Origin of the sequence: Chitinophaga polysaccharea, assembly GCF_902150045.1 — a bacterium.
In the GTDB taxonomy this organism is placed as follows: Bacteria; Bacteroidota; Bacteroidia; order Chitinophagales; family Chitinophagaceae; genus Chitinophaga; species Chitinophaga polysaccharea_A.
Window position 1 is genome coordinate 1,997,793 of the sequence record NZ_CABFVU010000001.1, and the last position, 22,809, is coordinate 2,020,601.

At 45.7% G+C, this 22,809-nt stretch carries 21 protein-coding genes; 10 read left to right on the plus strand and 11 right to left on the minus strand.

Annotated elements, in window-relative coordinates; translation table 11 throughout:
• Positions 1 to 22 precede the first annotated feature (22 nt).
• From FN124_RS08065 to FN124_RS08075, 3 genes are read right to left on the minus strand one after another with little or no spacing between them, the layout of a single operon-like run.
• Positions 23 to 1,018: a BatD family protein gene (locus tag FN124_RS08065; protein ID WP_142684217.1), complete on the minus strand. Its 996-nt coding sequence runs from the start codon at positions 1,016 to 1,018 to the stop codon at positions 23 to 25.
• A 23-nt stretch (positions 1,019 to 1,041) separates the two neighbouring features.
• Positions 1,042 to 1,908: a DUF58 domain-containing protein gene (locus FN124_RS08070; protein WP_142684218.1), complete on the minus strand. Its 867-nt coding sequence runs from the start codon at positions 1,906 to 1,908 to the stop codon at positions 1,042 to 1,044.
• A gap of 45 nt (positions 1,909 to 1,953) precedes the next feature.
• Positions 1,954 to 2,955 carry an AAA family ATPase gene (locus tag FN124_RS08075; protein WP_142684219.1) on the minus strand — a complete coding sequence of 334 codons (1,002 nt, stop codon included), beginning with the start codon at positions 2,953 to 2,955 and terminating at the stop codon, positions 1,954 to 1,956.
• Positions 2,956 to 3,200: 245 nt separating this feature from the next.
• On the opposite strand from FN124_RS08075, the gene FN124_RS08080 reads away from it, so the two are divergent.
• From FN124_RS08080 to FN124_RS08095, 4 genes are all read left to right on the plus strand, one after another.
• A complete protein-coding gene (locus FN124_RS08080; RefSeq protein ID WP_142684220.1) occupies positions 3,201 to 3,539 on the plus strand; it encodes a hypothetical protein in 339 nt (112 codons plus the stop codon).
• A 9-nt stretch (positions 3,540 to 3,548) separates the two neighbouring features.
• Positions 3,549 to 4,211, plus strand: coding sequence for a peptidylprolyl isomerase (locus FN124_RS08085; protein ID WP_142684221.1), 663 nt, complete (start codon positions 3,549 to 3,551; stop codon positions 4,209 to 4,211).
• Positions 4,212 to 4,309: 98 nt separating this feature from the next.
• On the plus strand, positions 4,310 to 4,690 hold the full coding sequence (gcvH, locus tag FN124_RS08090) for a glycine cleavage system protein GcvH (protein WP_142684222.1): 381 nt from the start codon (positions 4,310 to 4,312) through the stop codon (positions 4,688 to 4,690).
• Positions 4,691 to 4,786: 96 nt separating this feature from the next.
• Positions 4,787 to 5,176 (plus strand): VanZ family protein, encoded by a 390-nt coding sequence (locus tag FN124_RS08095; RefSeq protein WP_142684223.1) that lies wholly within the window; start codon positions 4,787 to 4,789, stop codon positions 5,174 to 5,176.
• A 69-nt stretch (positions 5,177 to 5,245) separates the two neighbouring features.
• Here FN124_RS08095 and FN124_RS08100 read toward each other — a convergent pair whose 3' ends face one another.
• The 3 genes from FN124_RS08100 to prfA all read right to left on the minus strand — a co-directional run bounded on the left by FN124_RS08100 (position 5,246) and on the right by prfA (position 7,978).
• Positions 5,246 to 5,926 (minus strand): YiaD family glycine zipper/OmpA-like lipoprotein, encoded by a 681-nt coding sequence (locus tag FN124_RS08100; RefSeq protein WP_142685508.1) that lies wholly within the window; start codon positions 5,924 to 5,926, stop codon positions 5,246 to 5,248.
• Positions 5,927 to 6,150: 224 nt separating this feature from the next.
• Positions 6,151 to 6,741: a hypothetical protein gene (locus FN124_RS08105; RefSeq protein ID WP_142684224.1), complete on the minus strand. Its 591-nt coding sequence runs from the start codon at positions 6,739 to 6,741 to the stop codon at positions 6,151 to 6,153.
• A gap of 172 nt (positions 6,742 to 6,913) precedes the next feature.
• Positions 6,914 to 7,978, minus strand: coding sequence for a peptide chain release factor 1 (gene prfA, locus FN124_RS08110; protein ID WP_142684225.1), 1,065 nt, complete (start codon positions 7,976 to 7,978; stop codon positions 6,914 to 6,916).
• A gap of 97 nt (positions 7,979 to 8,075) precedes the next feature.
• Here prfA and FN124_RS08115 point away from each other — a divergent pair, with 97 nt between their 5' ends.
• Positions 8,076 to 9,221, plus strand: a complete 1,146-nt coding sequence (locus tag FN124_RS08115) for an amidohydrolase family protein (RefSeq protein ID WP_142684226.1) — start codon at positions 8,076 to 8,078, stop codon at positions 9,219 to 9,221.
• A gap of 9 nt (positions 9,222 to 9,230) precedes the next feature.
• Positions 9,231 to 10,331, plus strand: coding sequence for a mechanosensitive ion channel family protein (locus FN124_RS08120; protein WP_142684227.1), 1,101 nt, complete (start codon positions 9,231 to 9,233; stop codon positions 10,329 to 10,331).
• Between the two features lie 32 nt (positions 10,332 to 10,363).
• Here FN124_RS08120 and FN124_RS08125 read toward each other — a convergent pair whose 3' ends face one another.
• The 3 genes from FN124_RS08125 to FN124_RS08140 form a co-directional block, all read right to left on the minus strand.
• Entirely contained in the window at positions 10,364 to 10,858 is a 495-nt protein-coding gene (locus FN124_RS08125) for a thioredoxin domain-containing protein (protein ID WP_142684228.1), read from the minus strand.
• Positions 10,859 to 10,868: 10 nt separating this feature from the next.
• Positions 10,869 to 11,237, minus strand: coding sequence for a MerR family transcriptional regulator (locus FN124_RS08130; RefSeq protein WP_227024430.1), 369 nt, complete (start codon positions 11,235 to 11,237; stop codon positions 10,869 to 10,871).
• Positions 11,238 to 11,526: 289 nt separating this feature from the next.
• Positions 11,527 to 12,498, minus strand: coding sequence for a M23 family metallopeptidase (locus FN124_RS08140; RefSeq protein WP_142684230.1), 972 nt, complete (start codon positions 12,496 to 12,498; stop codon positions 11,527 to 11,529).
• A 350-nt stretch (positions 12,499 to 12,848) separates the two neighbouring features.
• On the opposite strand from FN124_RS08140, the gene alaS reads away from it, so the two are divergent.
• Both alaS and FN124_RS08150 read left to right on the plus strand, forming a co-directional pair.
• Positions 12,849 to 15,470, plus strand: a complete 2,622-nt coding sequence (gene alaS / locus FN124_RS08145; protein ID WP_142684231.1) for an alanine--tRNA ligase — start codon at positions 12,849 to 12,851, stop codon at positions 15,468 to 15,470.
• 376 nt (positions 15,471 to 15,846) lie between these two features.
• A complete protein-coding gene (locus FN124_RS08150; protein WP_142684232.1) occupies positions 15,847 to 16,875 on the plus strand; it encodes a PDZ domain-containing protein in 1,029 nt (342 codons plus the stop codon).
• A gap of 55 nt (positions 16,876 to 16,930) precedes the next feature.
• Here FN124_RS08150 and FN124_RS08155 read toward each other — a convergent pair whose 3' ends face one another.
• Positions 16,931 to 18,313 carry an aldehyde dehydrogenase gene (locus FN124_RS08155; protein WP_142684233.1) on the minus strand — a complete coding sequence of 461 codons (1,383 nt, stop codon included), beginning with the start codon at positions 18,311 to 18,313 and terminating at the stop codon, positions 16,931 to 16,933.
• A 105-nt stretch (positions 18,314 to 18,418) separates the two neighbouring features.
• On the opposite strand from FN124_RS08155, the gene gatB reads away from it, so the two are divergent.
• Positions 18,419 to 19,870 carry an Asp-tRNA(Asn)/Glu-tRNA(Gln) amidotransferase subunit GatB gene (gene gatB / locus FN124_RS08160; protein WP_142684234.1) on the plus strand — a complete coding sequence of 484 codons (1,452 nt, stop codon included), beginning with the start codon at positions 18,419 to 18,421 and terminating at the stop codon, positions 19,868 to 19,870.
• A gap of 68 nt (positions 19,871 to 19,938) precedes the next feature.
• Positions 19,939 to 21,087, plus strand: coding sequence for a TlpA disulfide reductase family protein (locus tag FN124_RS08165; protein ID WP_142684235.1), 1,149 nt, complete (start codon positions 19,939 to 19,941; stop codon positions 21,085 to 21,087).
• A gap of 289 nt (positions 21,088 to 21,376) precedes the next feature.
• Here FN124_RS08165 and FN124_RS08170 read toward each other — a convergent pair whose 3' ends face one another.
• Positions 21,377 to 22,798, minus strand: a complete 1,422-nt coding sequence (locus FN124_RS08170) for a SusD/RagB family nutrient-binding outer membrane lipoprotein (protein ID WP_185937130.1) — start codon at positions 22,796 to 22,798, stop codon at positions 21,377 to 21,379.
• Positions 22,799 to 22,809 lie beyond the last annotated feature (11 nt).

Genomic DNA, 22,809 nt, shown 5'->3' on the forward strand with positions numbered 1-22,809 from the left:
TTAATTAAGATCCATGCTGACTTTATGCTTTCTCCAGGGTTGTATCCGCACCGGTTTCCTCTGCAGGTCCTGTTTTCGGCTTGGTCCATTCCAGGATTTCTTCGGCCTTCTGCATACATTCTGTGTGCTCATCTGCCGTGGGTTGCAGTTTGGCAAACTTTGCCAGATCTGCAATTGCCAGCAAAGAACGCAGTTTATCCCTTTGCTGGTTCAGCTTAGTTACCGGTTTAATATTCTGCAACAACTCTTCACTGGTTTGCTCCAGGGCAGCAATATTGAACTGGTGCTCAAAGTAAGTACGCAAAATATCCGTTAACCGGGTATAGTATTGCTTGATATCGCCCTGTTGCCAAACTTTCTCTTCTTTCAATGTTCTCAGTTCGCGGACAGCAATTTCGTAAGGAGAAACAACCGGCGTTTTCACAACCGGTTCCGGCTTTTTACGGGTGCGGAAATACCATATCAGCCCACCTATAATAAGCACAGCTGCTGCGCCAATTACAATATACAGCCAGTAATCCCATATACTCCAGGCAACACCCTTTATCGATTTAATAGGCTTGAATGCTTTGGTGGTATCTACCGCCACGGTGTTTACATCTATCCCGATAGGCAGGGTCACTGCAGAGTCGGCAGTGGCATTGGCGCCGCTGAAAACTTCAAAGTGCATCGGGGGAATTTCCCAATGGCCGGAATCAAAGCTGGTAAGAGTATAAGTTTGATGGAGTATATGCTGATCCTGGTTTACCAGTGTATCAAGATTGGAGCGGGTTACCACTTCAAAATGATCCAGTGAATCAGGTAATACCGGGAAGAGCACTTTGAAGTTGGCGTCTTTAAACTGTTGCGCTGTAAGCTTGGCGGTAAGCTGCAGTTTTATCTGCTCGCCTATCCTGATACTGTTGGTATCTGCTTTAGCGGTTACATCCACTGCCTGCTGTGCCAGCAGGGAAAAGGGGAATAACAGTCCCAGTATGCAACATAAAAATATACGCCTTATAACTTGTTGTTTATACATGTTTAATTTGCTCTCCTTTATATCTATGCCCTGTTCAGGAAAAATGTTTGTAACGCTTTCACATAATCCTCGTCGGTACGTACGCTCACTAATTCTGCGCCACTTTTCATAAACGCATTTTTGCAATATTGTGAATGCTGAAGAAATTGCTGTTCATAATACTGGCGCACCCTGCGGTCGTTGGTATCCACCCATTGGGTGGCGCCGGTCTCAGCATCTGCTACCTGGATCAGGCCTACCGGTGGCAGTTCTTTATCGCGCTGGTCATACACCTGTACCCCTACCACATCATGTCTTTTTGCAGCGATGTTCAATGCGTCCTGGTAATTTCCTGATAAGAAATCGCTCAGCATAAAAACGATGCTCCGTTTTTTGGTAGCGTTGTTAAAGAAACGCAGGGTCTCTTTAATATTTGTTCCTCTTCGTTTAGGCGTAAACGATAGCAGCTCACGGATAATGAAAAGAATATGTGATTTACCTTTTTTAGGCGGGATATATTTTTCCATACCATCGCTGAAAAAGATAACGCCCACTTTATCATTATTTTTGATGGCAGAAAAAGCAAGTACAGCGCATAATTCCGTGATCAGGTCGCGTTTATCCTGTTTTTTGGTACCGAAGGAGGAGCTTTCGCTCATATCCACCAGCAGCATTACGGTAAGTTCCCTTTCTTCTTCAAAAACCTTTACAAAAGGGTGGTTGAACCGGGCTGTTACATTCCAGTCGATAGACCTTACATCATCACCAAAATGATAATCCCTTACTTCGCTGAACGACATACCGCGTCCTTTAAAGGCGCTATGATACTCACCCGCAAATATGTGGTTGGTAAGCCCTTTCGTCTTAATCTCTATCTGCCTTACCTTTTTTAATATTTCAGCCGTATCCAATGGGAAAGATTTTGAGTTACTAATTACGGAAAATGACCGGTCCTGCTATGGAACTTCCACTGCATTCAGGATCTCACTCAGAATATTTTCGCTGGTAACGTTTTCTGCCTCTGCTTCGTAGGTTAAGCCTACGCGGTGACGCATAACGTCGAAGCATATATTACGCACATCTTCCGGGATCACATAGCCACGGCGCTTCATGAAAGCGTAGGCTTTGGCAGCCCAGGCCAGGTTGATACTGGCTCTTGGAGAACCGCCATATGCGATCAGCGGTTTCAGTTTATTAAGTTTATAATCTTCCGGGTTACGGGTGGCAAAAACGATATCAAGAATATATTTTTCGATCTTCTCATCCATGTATACTTCCCTTACCAGTTTACGTGCTTCCAGGATATCTGAAGGCTGGATAATGGAACGGATAGGCGTGGAGAGCTCCGGGTTCAGGTTCTGACGGATGATCTGTTTTTCTTCTTCCTTTGTAGGATACCCGATCACTACTTTCAGCATGAAACGGTCTACCTGGGCTTCCGGCAGGGTATAAGTTCCTTCCTGTTCAATCGGGTTCTGGGTGGCCAGTACCAGGAAAGGCTCATCCAGTTTGAAAGTGGTATCGCCAATGGTGATCTGTCTTTCCTGCATAGCCTCCAGCAGGGCGCTCTGCACTTTTGCCGGGGCGCGGTTGATCTCATCTGCCAGGATAAAGTTGGCGAAGATGGGGCCTCTGCGTACTACAAATTCATTCTTTTGCTGGTTATAGATCATGGTGCCTATCACATCCGCAGGCAGCAGGTCGGGCGTAAACTGGATACGGCTGAATTTGGCGTTGATAGCGGATGACAGGGACTTGATAGACAGGGTTTTTGCCAGACCGGGTACGCCTTCCAGCAGTACGTGGCCCTGGGCCAGCAAACCGATGAGCAGTCTTTCCACCATATAACGCTGGCCAACAATTACTTTACCTAACTCCATTGTGAGCAGGTCCACGAAAGCGCTTGCCTGGTGGATCTTCTCATTCAGTTGCCGGATGTCGGACGATGTATTTTCCATGCTAATAATTTTTCAGGTGTGCTAAAATAAACATTCTCTGGTCAAATAAAACTTATCACTATGTGAATGGGCCGTTAAAATGCTGTTAAACTTGCTACTATGGCTCATTTCCGATAAATAATCATTCTAGGGCGCTGCCTAAATTAATAAAGCCCGGCATATTTATATAATATTTTCCCTATAACGTACCTTTGCGGGGAATAAGGCGTTGGCAAAAACGCTCATCATTTAAAAGTAACAGCAATATGGAAGATTTTGAGAAGCGCTGGAAACCTGTAGAAGATATGCTTACCAAAAGATTTGGTAAAACGCCCAATATGGAAGCTATTCTTTTTCTCATCGGCGTAAATGAAATAAATAATTTAAAGAAGAAATATACCAAAGAACAAAAGCAGGACCTGATGCACGTGGCTGTATGCACGCTGCTGAGCCAGAGTGGTTACTTTGAACTTGATGGCTACGATAAAGACGGATGGCCGCATTTCAAAGAAACGCAGCCGGTTCCAAAAATGGAAATGACTGAACAGGAAATCTTCCTGAAAGAGCATGTAATTGCTTACTTTGCCGGTCATGAAGAAGCATAATACACCCATATGAAGAAACTGTTACTCCTTAGTACCCTTTTTTTACTGATTGTTAGCCTGGCGGCTGCCAAAAACCGGAAAGTAAAAGTAATTACTCCCTATGGCACCATGGTTATCCGGTTGTATGACCAAACGCCCAAACACCGCGACAACTTCGTAAAGCTGGCCAGGCAACACTTCTACGACAGTACCCTGTTTCACCGTGTTATCCGGAACTTTATGATCCAGGGTGGTGATCCTGATTCCAAACATGCCCTTCCGGGCGATACACTGGGTAACGGCGATGTGGGTTATACCATTCCACCAGAATTCCAGCTGGATTTATTTCACCGCAAAGGCGCACTGGCTGCGGCCCGGGAAGACCGGCCCGACAAAGCATCTTCCGGTTGCCAGTTCTACATTGTGCAAGGCAAAGTATTTACTGATGAACAACTGGACAAGCTGGAGCAAACAAGGCTGAAAGGCCGCAAAATACCTGTAGACCAGCGGCAGGTATACAAAACAGCAGGAGGCAGCCCTCACCTGGATCAAAACTATACTGTATTTGGCCAGGTGATCAAAGGCATGGAAGTGATCGATAAAATTGCAGCGCTCAAAACCGATAGCCACGACAGGCCTCTACAGGACGTGCCTATGAAAATCCGTATTGTGAAGAAATGGCTGTTCTTCTAGAGAAAAATAGCATGTCGGCAGAAAGTCAAAATTTACGATAGCCCGCCGTTAAAATCATAATAGTTTCTGTATTTTTACGGCTCAAAATCAAACTTGATATGAATTTTCCGTCAAACCTGCGTTACACAAAGGATCATGAATGGGTTTTATTAGAGGGTAATGTAGCTACCATCGGCATCACTGAATTTGCACAACGCGAATTAGGCGATATCGTTTTTGTAGATATCAACTCATTGAGCAAAACAATAAACGCCGAAGAAGTATTTGGCACAGTAGAAGCAGTAAAAACAGTGTCCGACCTGTTTATGCCTGTTGCAGGTACCGTTAGTGAAGTGAATCCTGAGCTGGAGGCCTCTCCGGAGCTGGTAAACCAGGATCCGTATGGTAAGGGCTGGATGGTAAAAGTTACCGTTACCAACCCGGCTGATGTGGAAGCGCTCCTGGATGCTGCTGCTTACCAGGCGCTGGTAGGTGAATAATTCTGACCAAAATAATCTTTTATATAAGCAAGGACAACAGGCTACGTTATTGAACGGTAAGCCTGTTGTCCTTTTTACTACTACTAAAAAAGGATCATGAAACTTCTGAGATATTATACACCAGCTATTTTATGGATCATCCTGATCCTTGTTTTGTGCACCCTTCCGGGGAAGGATATTCCCTCCAACTCATTTCTTGACAGGATCCATTTTGATAAGTTTGTTCACTTCTGCCTTTTCGGCGGCATCGTGCTGTTCCTGAGCCTTGCTATTTACTGGCAAAAGAAACACATCTCCACCACCACACTTGTGCTCCTGGTTTTGCTGGCAGCAGGTTATGGCCTTGCAATAGAATTTATCCAGAAATACTGGGCTATAGGCCGCAGCTTTGATATGTATGATTTAGTTGCAGATACTTTAGGCGCTATTGCCGGAGTATGGGTATTCAAAATTGTTGTTTACCTGTTCTTTAACAAGGATAAATAAAAAATCCCCCCTGTAACCAGGGGGGAATATATATCTGCTTATGAGAAATAAGTGTTTTTATTATTTTTTTTACTGCTGACCAGCCTCTTTCTTCGCCTCGTTCTTCATTTTATCATTTGCAAAGATAGAGAACTCACAACGGCGGTTAATGGCGCGGTTAGCATCTGAATCGTTAGGTACTTTAGGCTGTGACTCACCATACCAGAATCCCTGAATACGGCTCTTTGCAATACCCTGTGCTTCCAGGTAAGCCATTACACTTTTAGTTCTTCTTTCAGACAATCCCATGTTGTATTCATCTGTACCCTTGTCGTCGGTATGACCTTCCACACGCACATAAGTGTCAGGATATTTGTTCAGGATAACTGCCAGCTGTTTAATATTGTCCTGGGCTACGGCAGACAGGTTGGATTTATCAAAGCCAAATAAAACGCCGGCATCAAATGTTACATTGATACCTTCACCCACACGTTCTACGGTCGCATTTGGCACCTCGGTTTTTATTTCCTGGGCCTGCTTATCCATTTTCTTACCGATCAAAGCACCACCGGCACCACCTAATGCAGCACCAATAATAGCTCCCAATGCAGTGTTACCGGCTGCTTTACCAATTATTGCACCAGCGGCTGCTCCGCCACCTACACCAATGGCAGCGCCTTTTTTAGTATTATCTATACCCTGCCAGGTTTTACAACTGAACAACATGGTTGCAGACAAGACCACAGCTATCAGAACATTGAGTTTTTTCATCATAATAAATTTAGACATGAAGTTTTTTTTGCATTAATTCCGTTAACAAAACTAATTGAAAAACTTGTAATCAAATAACTTGCCAAGTTGATTTATGAGTCACAACATATTGATAAGTAGAAATAAACAGGCAATAAAAAAATTGCAGCCATAAATCACATAACAATAATTGCGCATAGAAAAGTAACGTATACGACTATATAACAATGAAGTAGCGAAAAAGATTACCCGAGCAGGTTTTTTAATAATCCGCCAATTCCACCACCATCGCCCGCCTGTTGTTGCTGCTGCTGCTGGGCGCCGTTGGATAGCAGGCTTTTCAAATCTTCCAGGTTTACCTGGCCATCGCCGTTCTTATCGAGGCCGCCAGACAGTCCGCCCAGTATACCGTTCAGGTTAAGCCCCTGCGCAGAGCCGCCTGTCAGTGAATTAAGGATACCGTCCAGACTAAAACTGCTGTTATTGGGGTCCTTTGTTTTATTAACCAGGGAGCCTAATACAGTTGGGATCAGGGTAGCCGCAAGTTGTGTGGCGGTGCCTTTATCCAGGTGGAATTTTTCCAGGAGCGTTCCTATGAAGTTATTGGATATGTTTCCCACTACCGGGTTAGCACTGGAAGTATCACTATTGGCGCCTCCCAGTAAAGACAACACTCCTTCAGTATTGCCACTTGCCAGTTCCTGTTGCAGACCTGATGCAATGGAAGAAGTAGCCGCACCTATTACGGCTTCATTCTGTTCGTTAGGAATTGCAGGGTTGTTTACCACAGCGCCCTGGGCATTTTCGCGGACGAGGTCCATTAATTGCTCTAACATTTTGATGATAATTTTAGGGGAAGAAAAGGTTTTCTTTTAGTGCTACGGCCTGTGACCGCTGACTAAATGTAGGATATTTTATGTGATTACAAATTAAGCTGTCCGGAATTTTGTGGAAAGATAACAGCAGGGGAGAGCTCTTATCCTTCCACAAAATCAAAATCAATGATTATTAACTGCCCTGTTTCAGCTTCTCTGCATTTTCGGCAAACTGAAGGGCGTCTATCATATCCTTAATATCGCCATTCATAAAGGCGTCCATATTGTAGACTGTCATCCCGATCCGGTGATCCGTTACACGGCCCTGGGGATAATTGTAGGTACGTATCTTGGCGGAGCGGTCGCCCGTAGATACAAGACTTTTCCTTTGGGAGGCAATAGCATCCTCGTGTTTACGTACTGCTGCTTCGTATATGCGGGTCCGTAACATTTTCATTGCAATTTCCCTGTTGGAATGCTGGCTGCGCCCTTCCTGGCACTCTACCACCACACCGGTAGGGATATGCGTTAACCTAACAGCCGATTCGGTTTTATTTACGTGCTGTCCGCCTGCACCTGAGGAACGGAAAGTATCCATTTTAATATCTGCTTCCCGTACATCCACATCCACTTCTTCCGCTTCCGGCAATACTGCTACCGTTGCTGCTGAAGTATGCACCCGCCCGGAGGCTTCTGTAGCCGGTACACGCTGTACCCGGTGCACGCCGGATTCAAATTTCAGGGTACCGTATACATCGTCGCCGTTTACTTCCATCACTATTTCCTTGTAGCCACCTGCAGATCCGGGGTTTTCACTCAGCAAACTGGTGGTCCAGCCTTTGAGCTCGCAGAAGCGCAGGTACATACGGAACAGGTCACCGGCAAAAAGACTGGCTTCATCTCCACCTGTACCGGCGCGGATCTCCAGGATGGCGTTCTTCTCATCCTGTGGATCCTTTGGAATCAGCAGGTTACGGATCTCGGCTTCCAGGGCGCCTTTCTGCTCCTGCAGTTCTTCTGTTTCGGCTTTGGCCAGTTCACGCATTTCATCATCGCCGCTGTCCAGCACTTCCTTGTTAAATGCAATATTATCCAGCAATTTACGGTAGGCGTCATATGCCTTCACGATCTTTTCCAGCTGCCGGTATTCTTTACTGAGCTGACCAAATTTTTTGTTATCACTAACAACCTCGGGGTTGGTAAGCGCCATCGATACCTGCTCGAAACGACCTTTTATAGCTTCCAGTTTGTCTATCATAATTATATTTGACTTTTGAGTACCCTTTCCAACCGGAAATGATACTGCCAATCGGGTTGCAAAATTAACACCATTAACTTAATTAAACAGCAGGTAATTGAAACAGATCAAATTAAAGGGAAAAGATATATTTAACGGTACGCATCTGCTGGGTCCCGGGAAAGTATTAATACTTAATGAAGATGACGTAGTAGCGGGCATTGTGGCCGAATCCGACGCTGGTGAAAATGTCGGGGAGCTGGATGGAATACTGTGCCCGGGATTTGTAAACACCCATTGTCACCTGGAATTATCCCATATGAAAGGTGTGATTCCCGAAAAAACCGGCCTGCCTGCCTTCCTCACACAGGTAATGCAATCGAGGCACCTTGCTGGCGGCGACTATAACGCTATTATCGACAAGGCCGAGCAGGAGATGTGGGAAAGCGGTATTTCCGCGGTGGGCGATATCAGCAACGGTACGGCCACCCTGGTAAAGAAACAGCAGAACAGGATGTACTACCACACTTTTGTGGAATGTATGGGTGTAGCTCCTGCCGGCGCCGACAGCCGCTATCAATACAGCATGGATGTACTGGCATCGTTCCGGGAAATTAACGGATCCCATCACCACTGTTCTATTGTGCCGCACGCACCTTATTCCGTCAGCAATACTTTATTCGGGTTACTGGCTGGTACCCCGGATAATGCGCCGGTATGCATTCATAACCAGGAAACACCGTCGGAGAACGAATTGTACCAGCAGAAAACAGGAGAATTCCTGTCTTTCTACCAGCATTTCGGGATGGATATCAGCAGCTTTCAGCCTACCGGTACCAACAGCCTGCAAGCCTATCTCCCTTACTTTTCCCGGAATAAGATCCTGCTGGTACACAATACCTTTACCGCTTCAGCCGATATCCGCTTTGCGCAGCAGCAACCTGTAGAAACCTGGTGGTGCCTTTGTCCCCAGGCCAACCTGTACATCGAGAACCGTTTACCGGATATTCAACAGTTCAGGCAACTGCAATGCAATATCACCCTGGGCACCGATAGCCTGGCTTCCAATCACTGTTTATCCATCTGGGAAGAAATAAAAACCATCCGCCGGCATTTTCCGGAAATTCCGTTGGAAGAAATACTGCAATGGGCTACATTTAATGGCGCAAAGGCCCTGGGCATACAGGATACCTATGGTACTTTTAATCCCGGCAGCAAGCCAGGCGTAATATTGATTAACCAGGAAAGCAGTAGAATTATTTAGCTGTAACTTATGAACGATTTTTTAAACAAAGTAATTTTAGAGAACCCTGTACAGGACTACCTGATATTGATCGGTGTTTTATTGTTTGTATTTATTATCAAACGATATATTTCAAAAGGACTGGCCACCATCCTGTTCCGGCTGGTGCGGCACTGGTCGCCGCAAATCGAGGAAAAAGACTTTATCAGCCTGCTGCTGCGCCCACTGGAATATTTTTTCCTGCTGGTTACTTTTATGCTTACCATCGACCGCTTTACATTCCCGCAGATCCTTAATGTCCATATTTACAATAAGGCCACCCTGCACGATGTAACCAATACTATACTGAACCTGGCGCTGAGCATGAGCATTATCTGGATCATGCTGCGGCTGATCGATTTCGTTGCCCTTGTACTGGAAAAGAAAGCGGATCTTACGGAAGATAAAACGGATAACCAGTTCATTATTTTCTTTCGCGATTTTTTCAAGGCCATTATATTCATTATGGGCGCCATTGCCTTTATCCGTATCCTGTTCGGACCGGGGCTGGTAGAAAAGATCGTTGCAGGTTTGGGAATAGGCGCTGCCGCCCTGGCACTGGCTGCAAAAGAAAGTATAGAAAACCTGATCGGCTCCTTTATCATCTTCTTTGACAAACCATTCCGTGTAGGCGATAACGTTAAGGTGGATTCATGGCAGGGCACCGTGGAAAAAATCGGGTTACGCAGTACACGCATCCGAACACTGGAAAAAACATTTGTAACAGTTCCCAATAAAAAAATGGTGGATAGTATCCTGGATAACCTTTCGCTGCGCACACAGCAGCGGGTGGCCCTGAAACTGGAGCTGGGAACGGAAACTCCCGCGGAAACCCTGTTGCTGTTCCTCCAGGATGTGCGGCATATGCTGGGCAGCAATCCTAACATCCTGGAAAATTTTACGGTGAATCTTAACGACTTTACCAAAGATACCTATGTGATCCAGATCATTTTCAACACCTATATTATTGATGGCACTCAGTATAACTCCTTAAGGGAAACAGTTAACCTGAATGTAATAAAGCTGCTGGAAGCTCGCGGGCTCAAACTGCCGAGTACTTCTACCAGTGTGACGCTCACCAACATGCGGTGAGCGGAGGGGATCGCCGAAGGCGATCCGCTACACTACTCTTTCTCCTTCTTCGTGCTGCTCAGCAGGATGCGGGAAATGTCGGCTTCAATTGATTCTTTTGGAGCGCCTACAATGCGGCCTTCTTCTTTACCATCCTTGAATACGATGATGGTAGGTAACTTCTTTATTTTATAATCTACCGGTGCATCTGTTTGCAGTTTCTTATCTGCCGCAAACATCGTGATCTGCTCATCAGGGCTGCCGCCGGTGATCATTACTTTATATAAGGCTGGCACCACCTCGCGGCTGGTATTGTCCCAGGTTCCCATTACCACTACCATATTGAAATTGGCGCGGTTGGTTTTGATATAGTTCAGCATATTGTCGTTAGGCTGGTAGCTGTTTACACCTTTGTAGAACCACGTTGTGGAGGTATCGTTCATCAGTGTTTTCATATCTATCTTACCCTTCAGTACTGTTTCATTCTGAGCCCAGGCCAGGGTCGAGAATAACAAGCCACCACCCAATAGTAATGTTTTCAATCTCATAATGTTGTTTTTATAATTGATCTTTCAGTTCCGTTAAGAAACCCCGTACCTTTAGCAAAGCCTGTACCATTTCAAAATTACGGGCGGCCAGCTTATGATCTTCCTTTAGTTTCTGCTTCGCTCCTTCTATCGTATACTTCCTTTCGCGCAGTAAGTGGTAGATTAATTTAAGGTGGTGAATATCTTCCTGCCGGAAAAGGCGGTCGCCCTTCCGGTTCTTTTTGGGTTGCAGTATATCAAACTCATTCTCCCAATAGCGTATCAGCGAAGTATTCACCTTAAACATGGCTGCTACCTCACTGATAGAATAATACTGTTTATCCAATACCAATTTGTCCAATTCCATAATCAGATCCGGGTCCTCCGATAACTCTTTCAATGATTTACGCCCTCGTTTTTTCCCAGGTATGGTGGTTGCTACGGCAGCCTTCTTGCTGCTGGCCTTTGCTTTTACTTTAACTGGTCTTGTTACCGCAGCTTCGGCAGGATGCGGTACTCCAGATGTCGAAAAAAGGTCTAGCTGGTGCATCGTAGTAAAAAACGAGGTGACAAATATCTTTTACAAAGATGAAGTTAAGCTTTTAGCTTGTAGCTTGTAACATTCCCCCCTCATTTTTTGGGTTAAGATAACATCCTGAAACTTTATAACCAGCTAAAAGCTAACAGATTTAGTCAAACGACTGGTTTCCTGACCTTGCCATTTTGAGCATCCTGTCAAATTGTTCCGGGGTGAGATCATTAAAGAAGAAGTATACCGGGTCTACCTTATCTCCGTTTTTAATCACCTCGTAATGGCAATGAGGCCCGGTCGATTTACCGGTACTTCCTACCCAACCCAGTACATCGCCGCGCTTAACAGCCTGCCCGGCTTTGACCTTCATACGGAGCATATGCCCGTAAAGGGTTTTATAGCCATATCCATGCCGTATAATCACGTGGTTGCCGTAACCCACATCGCTCAGGCTGGCTTCTTCCACCGTGCCGTCGCCGGTAGCATAGATAGGAGTACCGCTGGGCGCCGCAAAATCGAGCCCGGCGTGATACTTCATGGTTTTATAAATAGGATCGATCCGGTACCCGAAACCGGAGGCAATATGTTTAAGATCTTTATTGGATACCGGCTGTATGGCAGGAATAGAGGCCAGCATCTGCTGCTTGTTCTTCACCATCTTATCAATTTCATTGTAAGATGCTTCCTGTGCTTTTACGCGGTTATCAAGTTCTTTCAGCAATACCGAGGTGGAGGCGATGATTTCGCTGCTGGCAAAGGATTGTAGCTGCGCCGCTTCTTCATCCCGCTTTACTTTACCCATGCGGGTACTGTCGGGAATGGGGGAGGCCTCAAATATGACACGGTAAATTTCATTGTCACGTTCTTCCAGTTCCGCCAGTTTTCCCTTTACTTCCCGCATCCGCCCCTGCAACGCATCATATTTTTCCTTCATACCTTCAAGGTCCCGGCGAAGGGATTTCTCCTTTGGGGAGTCTACCAGCCGATAGGCTACGGAAAGAAAAATAGCCCCGGTCACAATAGCCGCAGATACAAATCCCAGTATTCTCAGGATTTTTACCCGCAGAGAAACAACGAGCTTCTCGTATTTTAATGTTTGGGTATTATAAAAATATTTAACCTTCTTCATGCACCAGGGTGTACTTTATGCGCCATAGTGCAGTGAACGCTATGACAGCAGATTTATTTCACGAGGTACAAACTTATGGATGGGTATTGTTGGCGTTTCTTCTCCCACTGAACTATTTTTGCCGGGTAACACAACCTGTTTTGCATAATCATACAGGTTTCAATATTTTTGCACTCCCTTTAACACGGCGGGAAAATAAGGCGCACAAACCTACTGTAATTAGATTAAAACATCAACCTTTTGATTGTCAATTTTCTAACTACTTCATAAGGGCTTGAAATACAACTACAAGCCCCTACCCGGTTACGGCTTATAAGATATAAAATACATATTAATTCGTATCAATATTTATGACAGCATCTGAAATAAGACAGCAATTCCTGGACTTTTTTGCGTCAAAAGGGCACCAGATCGTTCCATCTGCCCCTATCGTTATTAAAAACGATCCTACCCTGATGTTCACTAACGCGGGTATGAACCAGTTCAAGGATTACTTCCTCGGCAACAGGGTTCCCCCGAATAAAAGGGTGGTTGATACGCAAAAGTGCCTGCGGGTAAGCGGCAAGCACAACGACCTGGAAGAAGTAGGTATTGATACTTACCACCATACCATGTTTGAAATGCTCGGTAACTGGAGCTTTGGCGACTATTTTAAAAAAGAAGCCATTGCCTGGAGCTGGGAACTGCTCACCGAAGTATATAAGATCCCTAAAGACAAACTGTATGTTACTGTTTTCCAGGGAGATGAAAATGAAAATTTACCTAAAGACCAGGAGGCATATGACTTCTGGAAAGAACATATTGCGGAAGACCGTATCCTGTTGGGTAATAAAAAAGATAATTTCTGGGAGATGGGGGATACGGGTCCCTGCGGGCCCTGCTCCGAAATTCATGTGGATTGCAGGCCGGCGGCTGAAAGAAGCCAGGTTGACGGTAAAACCCTGGTAAATGCCGATCATCCCCAGGTGATTGAAATATGGAACAATGTATTCATGCAGTTCAACCGCCTGAAAGATAAGTCACTCGAGCCATTACCGGCCCAGCACGTTGACACAGGTATGGGACTGGAACGTCTTGTAAGGGTATTGCAGGATAAAACCTCCAATTACGACACGGATCTGTTCATGGGCACTATCCACACCACGGAAGGGCTTACCGGCAAAAAATACACCGGCACCGATGATAAAAAAGATGTTGCCTTCCGTGTTATTGCCGATCACATCAGGGCTATATCCTTTACCATCGCCGATGGGCAGTTGCCATCCAACACCGGCGCCGGTTATGTGATCCGTCGTATCCTCCGCAGGGCTGTACGCTATTATTTCTCCTTCCTGGAAGTGAAAAAACCCCTGCTGCACGACCTGGTACCTGTACTGGCCGCCCAGTTTTCACACGTATTCCCTGAACTGCAGCAGCAGATGGATTTTGTGAAGAAAGTAGTATTTGAAGAAGAAAATAACTTCCTGCGGACTCTTGAAAGCGGCATCCGCCGGATAGAGGATTTTATCCAGCACAGCACTGCTAAAGCCGTAGATGGTAAAACCGCCTTCGAGTTATATGATACCTACGGTTTTCCCTACGACCTCACCAGCCTGATAGCCTCTGAAAATGGCTTTTCTGTAGATGAAAAAGGCTTTGAAGCCGCTATGAAACAACAGAAAGACCGCTCACGCGCTGCTACTGAGCTGGATATGGGCGATTGGGTAATTCTGGATGAAACGCCCAATTCTGTTTTTGTTGGTTACGAGCAACTGGAAAGCACCACCAAACTGCTGAAGTACCGCACTGTGAAAGCAAAAGGCAAAGAACAGTTCCAGCTGGTGCTGGGGCAAACACCCTTCTATGCTGAAAGCGGCGGACAGGTAGGCGATACCGGCACCCTGCACTTTGGCGATGAAGTAATTCATGTTACCGATACCAAAAAAGAAAACAATCTCACCATACATTTTGCCGATAAACTGCCTGCACAACCGGGCGCACCTGTAAAAGCTGCTGTAGCTAAAGAAAAACGCCATAATACCGAGCGCCATCACTCCGCTACCCACTTATTGCATGCCGCACTCCGGCAGGTATTGGGTACGCACGTAGCACAAAAAGGCTCGCTGGTAAATGCAGATGCCCTGCGTTTCGACTTTTCCCATTTTGCTAAAGTAACTGATGAGGAACTGGCGCAGATAGAGGCTATTGTAAACGAAAAAATACGTGAAAATATTCCCGTGGTAATCCGCGAGCTGCCAAAGGAAGAAGCCCTGAAGCTCGGCGCCATGGCACTATTTGGTGAAAAATACGGCGATACGGTAAGGGTGGTGATCATAGATCCGGCCTACAGCGTGGAGCTTTGTGGTGGCACACATATCAGTTCTACCGGGGAATTAGGCCAGTTCAAATTTGTTTCCGAAGGGGCAGTTGCCGCAGGCGTACGCCGCGTGGAAGCCGTAACAGGCGCCAAAGCGGAAGCATTTGTGAACGAACAGCTGCAGCAACTGAAAGAAATTAAAGCGGCCCTGAAAAATCCGAAAGAACCGGTGAAAACCATAGAAACACTACTCCTGGATAAGGCTTCCCTGGAAAAACAACTGGAAGCATTGGAACAGGAAAAAGTGCGGGCCCTGGCAGCTACCATACGCCAACAGGCAGAAGGTATTAATGGCGTTAACTTCCTTGGACAGGTAGTAAATGTGAGCAATGCTGAAGGTTTGAAACAACTTTCTTTCCAGCTTAAAAACGAGATCCCGGATCATGTGTTGCTGTTTGTGGCCAATATCGGCGGGAAAGCCAGTGTGGCGCTCAGCATAGATGAAAAACTGGTGGCCGCCAAAGGATGGGAAGCCCCAAAGATTATTAAAGAGCATATTGCCCCATTGATCAAAGGTGGCGGCGGTGGCCAGAAAACCTTTGCCACAGCAGGCGGACAGGAAACAGATAAACTTGATCAGGTAATAGCTGCAGTAAAAAAATTACTCAACGCATAAACAGGGTCTGACTAAAAGGTAAACAGGTGTTGACGATGCTAAAACGTGTTTTGCAGCCTGTTTCCCCCTTACTGCGAAGGGATTACTTTTAGGTTGGTCTCTGCCGGAAGAAAAAAAGAGGGTGTATCGAATGTTGAAGTGCCGCCAAAAAAGTATTTAACTCCCGGGGATCAATTCAACATTCGATACACCCTCCTTCTATTCGGGAATCTGAATTGGGGGCTGGGCAGCAGTTTAAGCGATGCTCAGCACCTTCATTTATTTTGATTCCTCTTCTTTTTTGCCTATTTCCCGTACATTTTAACTTTTTCTTTCCTGACCCACCCTTTAATTTTGTCGCATTAGTTAAATTTAATCAACAAAATACCTTAGCACCATGACCAGGTTACTGCAAATTCTCACTATAGCGGGTTTCTCCTGCTTCACCATGAGCGCGGTATCTGCGCAAACAAAAGACAGCTCCAAAAACCAGATGGGAGAGTTCGATGAAATTGTGATCAAGCACAAAAGCAATAAGGACGGTAAGGTGACCGTGGAGATCAAAAACGGCGACGTACTCATCAATGGCCAAAAACTGGACCAGTATAAAGACTCCGACCTCTCTGTTTTCCGCCGGAAAATTACGCCCCGCGATGGCAATGCCTTTAGCTTCGAAAGTAATCCTTTACAGGGCGGTAGCTTTGATCTTTTCAACGACAATGGCGACGACGAAGGAGACGATATAGAAATGCCGGTAATGAACAAAGCCATCCTTGGTGTGATCACAGAAAAAGCGGCTGCCACCGGCGTAACCGTAAAATCAGTAGCCAAAGGCACTCCCGCCGATAAAGCAGGAATAAAAACCGGCGATATCATTACTTCCGTAGATGATAAAAAGATCAATGAGCCGGCAGAATTATTTGAAGAGATCGGCAAACATAAACCGGCAGATAAGATAACGGTAACATATATACGCAATACCAAAACAAACAAGGTATCCGTTACCCTCGATGAAAGAAAAGAAATGGATAACAGCTGGAGCACGCATCCGCCTTTATCTACATTTCCAAAGAATGGGCCCAGGTCCTTTTCTTTCCCGATGCCGCGCGGGTTCCAGGGGTTTGGCCACAACTTTGATAACAAAGAAAAACTGGGCCTCCGGGTACAGGATACAGAAAACAACGAAGGCGCACAGGTTATTGACGTAACTCCTTCCTCCCCGGCTGCTGCTGCCGGCTTCCAGAAAGATGATATCGTGACGGAGCTTGCCGGAATACCGGTTAAAAATGCAGTAGAATTGTCTAACGCCTATCGTGAAACACAAGCCAAAGTTAAAGGCGATGCATCTGCAAAAATCCGCCGGAACGGATCGGATAAAACGCTGACCATAAAGCTACCTGTAAAATTAAATAAAGCAGATATATAGCTTCAATGCAGGTGTTGGTATCCATCTCCTATAAAATACCAACATCTGCAATCTTCTATTTCATCACCATTTTCATCATCTTCAGCTTATTCTTAAACGGCGGGTATTTCATTGGAACATCCAGCCAGGTGGCAGTTTTCAGCATTCCTTTCTGATGTGTAAAAGTATCAAAGCTGTATTTGCCGTGATATTTTCCCATCCCGCTGTAGCCTGCGCCGCCAAAAGGCAGTTCAGGATTGGTAAGATGCACCAGCGCATTGTTTACGCACCCCCCGCCAAAACGCACCTGTTCTATCAGGGCTTTTTCCGTTTTCTTATTCTTTGTAAATACATACAACGCCAGCGGATAGGGAAGTTGCTTAATAGCCTGTATAGCCTGGGGCAGGCCCGTATAGGTAAGGATGGGCAATACGGGGCCAAATATTTCTTCCTGCATTATGGGGTCCGTCCATTCCACATCCTCCAGCAGGGTAGGAGCTATATACAGTTGTTCCCGGTCGGTTTGTCCTCCATGTAATATATGCCCTTCCCCCAGGTAGCCTGCCACCGTATCAAAACGCCTGGCATTAATAATACGGGCATAATCGTCACTGCGGGAAGGATCTTCTCCGAAAAACTCCGTGATGGCTGCTTTCAGCGCAGTAACCAGTTCTGCTTTCACTTTCTGGTGCACCAGCAAATAATCGGGCGCTACGCAGGTTTGTCCCGCATTCCAGAATTTACCCCATACTATTCGTTTAGCCGCTACCGTTACATTCACCTTTTCATCTACCACACAGGGCGATTTACCACCCAGTTCCAATGTAACCGGAGTTAGATGAGGTGCGGCCATTTCAAGGATCTTTTTTCCTACCGGGATACTACCGGTAAAAAATATGTGGTCGAAACGAAAGCTCATCAGGGCAGGGATCACCTCCGAGCCATCGCCCTCCACTACTGTAATATAGGCAGGATCAAAAGTATCTTTTATCAGCTCAGCAGTTACTGCTGCGGTGTGCGGCGCCAGTTCGGAGGGTTTGATAATGGCACAGTTGCCGCCGGCAATAGCTCCCAGTAAAGGGCTGAGCAGCAACATAAACGGGTAGTTCCAGGGGCCAATGATAAGTGTAAGTCCCAGCGGCTGCTTATACACCCGGCTGCTGCTGGGATAGGTCACAAAGGGGGAGGTCACCAGCTCCGGCTCCATCCAATGTTTCAGACCTTCCAGGATATAGCTGATTTCTTCATACAAAAATCCTATCTCGCTACCATAAGCTTCCAGCGGGTGCTTATGCAGATCAGCATGCAGGGCAGCAGTAATTTTATCTTCATACTTTTTGATCCCGTTTTTCAGGCGCTTTAACTGCGTTTTCCGGAAGGAATACGAAAGAGTAGCGCCTGAGTCGAAATAAACCTGTTGCGCCTGGTAAAGCTGACTTGCCTGGGCCTTGCTGATCATAGAGAAGAAATTTTGATGTGTTATCTCAATTTAGGGATTTATTGGCACCAAATAGCCTGAAATCACGGTATTATTTGAATATATTTGTGGGAATCAGTACGGAAAATGAGCGATATATACAGCAAATATGAAACAGTGATCGGGCTGGAAGTACATGCCCAGCTGCTTACCGAAAGTAAATTATTCTGCAGCGACAGCGCAGCTTTTGGCGGCGCTCCCAATACACATATCAGCCCGATTACAATGGGACATCCGGGTACACTGCCCCGTATGAACCGCAAAGCGGCTGAATATGCCATTAAACTGGGGCTTGCCTGTCATTGTGAGATTGAAAAGGACAACTATTTTGCCCGTAAAAATTACTTTTACCCGGATCTTCCCAAAGGATACCAGGTATCACAACATACAGCGCCTATCTGTAAAGGAGGCTATATCAGCATTATTACAGACGCCGGCTCCCGCAATGTACAGCTGAACCGTATTCATCTTGAAGAGGATGCCGGCAAATTACTGCACGACCAGGATACTCACGACAGCTATGTAGATCTGAACCGTGCCGGCGTGCCTCTCGTGGAAATTGTAACTGAACCGGATATTCACAGCAGTGAGGAAGCATACGCCTATCTCACCGAAATGCGCCGACTGGTGCGTTATCTTGGCGTATGTGATGGTAATATGGAAGAAGGCAGCATGCGCTGCGATGCCAACATTTCAGTTCGCCTGAAAGGCAGCACCACCCTGGGTACAAAGGTGGAAGTAAAAAATATGAACTCCATCCGCAACGTAAAGCGGGCTATTGATAACGAGGTAAAAAGACAGATTGATCTGATAGAAGCCGGTGGTACGCTGGTACAGGAAACGCGCAGCTTTGACGCCTCCAATGGCAGCTCTTTTTCGCTTCGTTCCAAAGAAGAAGCCAACGATTACCGCTATTTCCCGGAACCGGACCTGGCGCCATTCAAACTAACTGATGAATTTATCGATAGTATACGGGCCACATTGCCTGCATTGCCGGAAGAGCTTATCCGTAAGTATACGACCGATTTCGGGTTGCCGGAATACGATGCCCGTGTAATTTGCGATGATAAATCTACCGCAGATTATTACGAAAGTCTTATTGCTGTTACCTCGCAATATAAAGCGGCCGCCAACTGGATGTTAGGCCCTGTTAAATCATGGCTGAACGAGCATTCTGCGGAAATCAGCCATTTCCCGGTAACGCCACAGGCACTCGCTGCATTGATTACGCTTACAGACGCCGGGAAGGTGAGCTTCTCCATCGCCTCGTCCCGTATTTTGCCGGAAATGATCCAGGCGCCTGCGGATCACCCGATGGATATTGCCACCCGCCTGAACTTATTACAGGATAACAATGCCGATAATATTTCTCCTATCATTGACGAAGTGCTGGCTAAGTATCCCGATAAAGTGGCTGCTTTTAAAGGTGGCAAGAAAGGGCTTATGTCACTGTTTGTGGGAGAGGTAATGAAACTGTCTAAAGGCAAGGCAGATCCGCGACTTACCAACGAATTGCTGGCTGAAAAACTGAAGGGCTAAATCTGCATTGAAAATATTTAGCCTATCTTGAGTGGCATCCGTCAGATGAATGTTCAAAAAATAGTAGCATGAAAAAATACTTATTATGGGTTTCCGCCGCTGCTCTCCTTGCAGGATGTGCTGGACAAACGGAAAAAGGTGAATTTAAAATAGAGGGGCACCTGAATAATTTACCACTGGGTGCTGTATTACTGGAAGAACTGACACTGGACAATGTGAAAGTAGTTGATTCTACCAATGTAAAAGACGCCAGTGGAAAATTCACACTGAAAGGAATGGTACCCGAACAGGGCCTGTACCGCATACGCTTTGAAAATGGCAAATTTATATTGCTCGCACTTGATGCCGGTAATATGAAAATAGATGGAGATGCCGATAAACTGGAAGATGTGAAGATCAGTGGTTCTGAACCAACTGCCGAACTGCAGCAGTTTATGAGCGACATCAGCAAACAATCTATTGCCCTTACAGAAGAAATGCGTAGCCTGGATAGTCTTCACGCTATACTGCCTGATAGCGCATTCCAACCTAAGGTGGCTGCTTTTCAGAAAAAAGAAAAAGAGTTTGAAAACGGCTTTTTCCTGATGGCAGATAAAACAAAAAATCCTGCTACAGCAGTATTTGCTATCAGCCAGGTAAGAAGCGGGGAAGAAATTGTGGCGCACAAGCAGGTGATCACTAATCTTGCTACCCGTTTTCCTAAAAACACCCTGGTAAAAAGCATGACCGATAAGATCCTGGAACTGGAGAAAAACCAGGCCGGCGGTGATGCTGCAGGTGGAGAAGAGCCGTCTGCCGTAAAAGTAGGGCAGGTAGCTCCCGACTTTACACTTCCGGATCCATCCGGCAAAATGATCAGCTTAAGCTCGTTCCGTGGTAAGTATGTACTGGTGGATTTCTGGGCCAGCTGGTGCGGTCCCTGTCGCCAGGAAAATCCCAATGTAGTAAAAGCCTACCAGCAATACAAAGGAAAGAACTTCACTATCCTTGGCGTATCGCTGGATAAAACAAAAGATAAATGGCAGGAAGCTATTAAAGCAGACGGGCTGGCCTGGAATCATGTAAGTGATCTTAAATTCTGGGATTCAGCAGTGGTGCCTTTATATGGTCTCAATGCCATTCCTACCAACTTCCTGCTTGATCCACAGGGGAAAGTGATTGCGGCCAACCTGAGAGGCCCCGCACTGGAAGCCAAGTTGCAGGAAGTGCTGAAGTAAGTTATTAATCTTTATAAAAAAAACCTCACAGGAAAGATCCCTGTGAGGTTTTTTTTATAAAGATTAATAACTTGTTTTACCCGCCGGAAGTCCTATAGCGGGCATGAAGCCTGCTTTATTGAAGCTGATATTATAATAGCAACTTTCTGAACACATTTCCCTCAATACTTCTGCAATAATTGTTGTATTCCTGATAAATAATGTTGGTTGTTTCCGATCACCATAAAGAAAAGCGGCTGTCTTTCTATAGAGACAGCCGCTTCGTATTATTGGTTAAATGAAATACTGATTATTGTTTGGTATCCCACCAAACGCGATCGGTCATTACACCGGGTTGCTGTGGCTGTTTATTAGTGTTATTTTCAGAAGCCGGGTACAACCATCTGCGCGGAATGGTAGTCATTCCCAAATAAGCGTTTTGTACCACTGTCAGTTTGGGTAAATTGGTTCTGCGCCAGTCGTTATACGCTTCCAGTGTTTCGAAGTTGGAGATGTATTTTTCATACATAATCACCTCGTAGGCATTAGCAGGAGTAAGTGTACAGTTAGCTGTAATATAAGTTTGTACAGCAGCACTTGACGGGTCTAAACCGAATCTTTGCATAGTCGCTTCCACCGCTTCTTTCAAAATTGGTTGGGTGGCTGCAATATCGTTGGTAGCGAGGAATGTAGCTTCAGCTTTGATAAACAATTGTTCATCGTAAGTTCCCAGATTAATTTTCTGATCAGCTGCATTGAATGCGTCTCCAACATCAGAAACACTTCCTGCAGGGCTTGTAAGTGAGGCTCCGATTACTCTTCCCACATATTCTCCACTATTCTCAGCAGGTTTTGCAACAACAGCTAAACGTGGGTCATTCTTTGCCTTCAAGAAATTAATAAAGGTATTTGAGGAAACAACACTGCCCCAGTTTTGGACGAACTGATACCATGGTGATTCAGCACCTGCTCCAGTAGTAAACTGAAAAGCAGCATTTCCTGTTTCATCCGGGAAGGCTTTAGCAATAGCAGTCAAAGCAGCTTGAGCCTGCTGTACTGGTGTATTACCTGGCGCGTAACTTAAACGAAGCGCATAGCGGGCTTTCAGGAAATAAGCAAATGAAGTCCATTTGTCAACATCACCACTAAAGATCAAATCTTTGGCATCAGGAACAACAGTTTTATCTTCCTGGCCCAACAAAGTGATCGCAGCATCAAGCAAACCACCAATAGCTGTATAGATGTCTTTCTGCGAATCATATGAAGGTTTCAGGTTACCAAATCCACCAAAGGCTTTGGAATAAGGCACATCATTCCACAAATCGGTGGTCACAGCCATATTATAGGCAATCAATATTTTGGCAACCGCCTCATAATGTTTGTGCCCGGCAGCATTGGCCTGGCTTTCCAGCGTTTTCAGATTCTGTAACACTGCAGGATACATGTCAAATGCCCAGGTATTATTTACGTCTGATGAAGTTACTTCATAAGAATCCCAATCAGGGCCAGCCTGATTATACGCCAGCTGTTGTGTCCAGAAGGCACTGGTTCTGGCTGGGTAACCACCTGTAATGGAAAAAGCCGTAGTAAGTTCAACTCCGGATAACAGAAGTGCATCACTTACTTTTGTAGCACTGGCCGGATCGTCATTTACATCGAGGAACTTTTTGCATCCTGCACCGGATAATAAAATGCCCCCTGCTAATATGGATATAATTATCTTCTTGTTCATCATTACTCAGT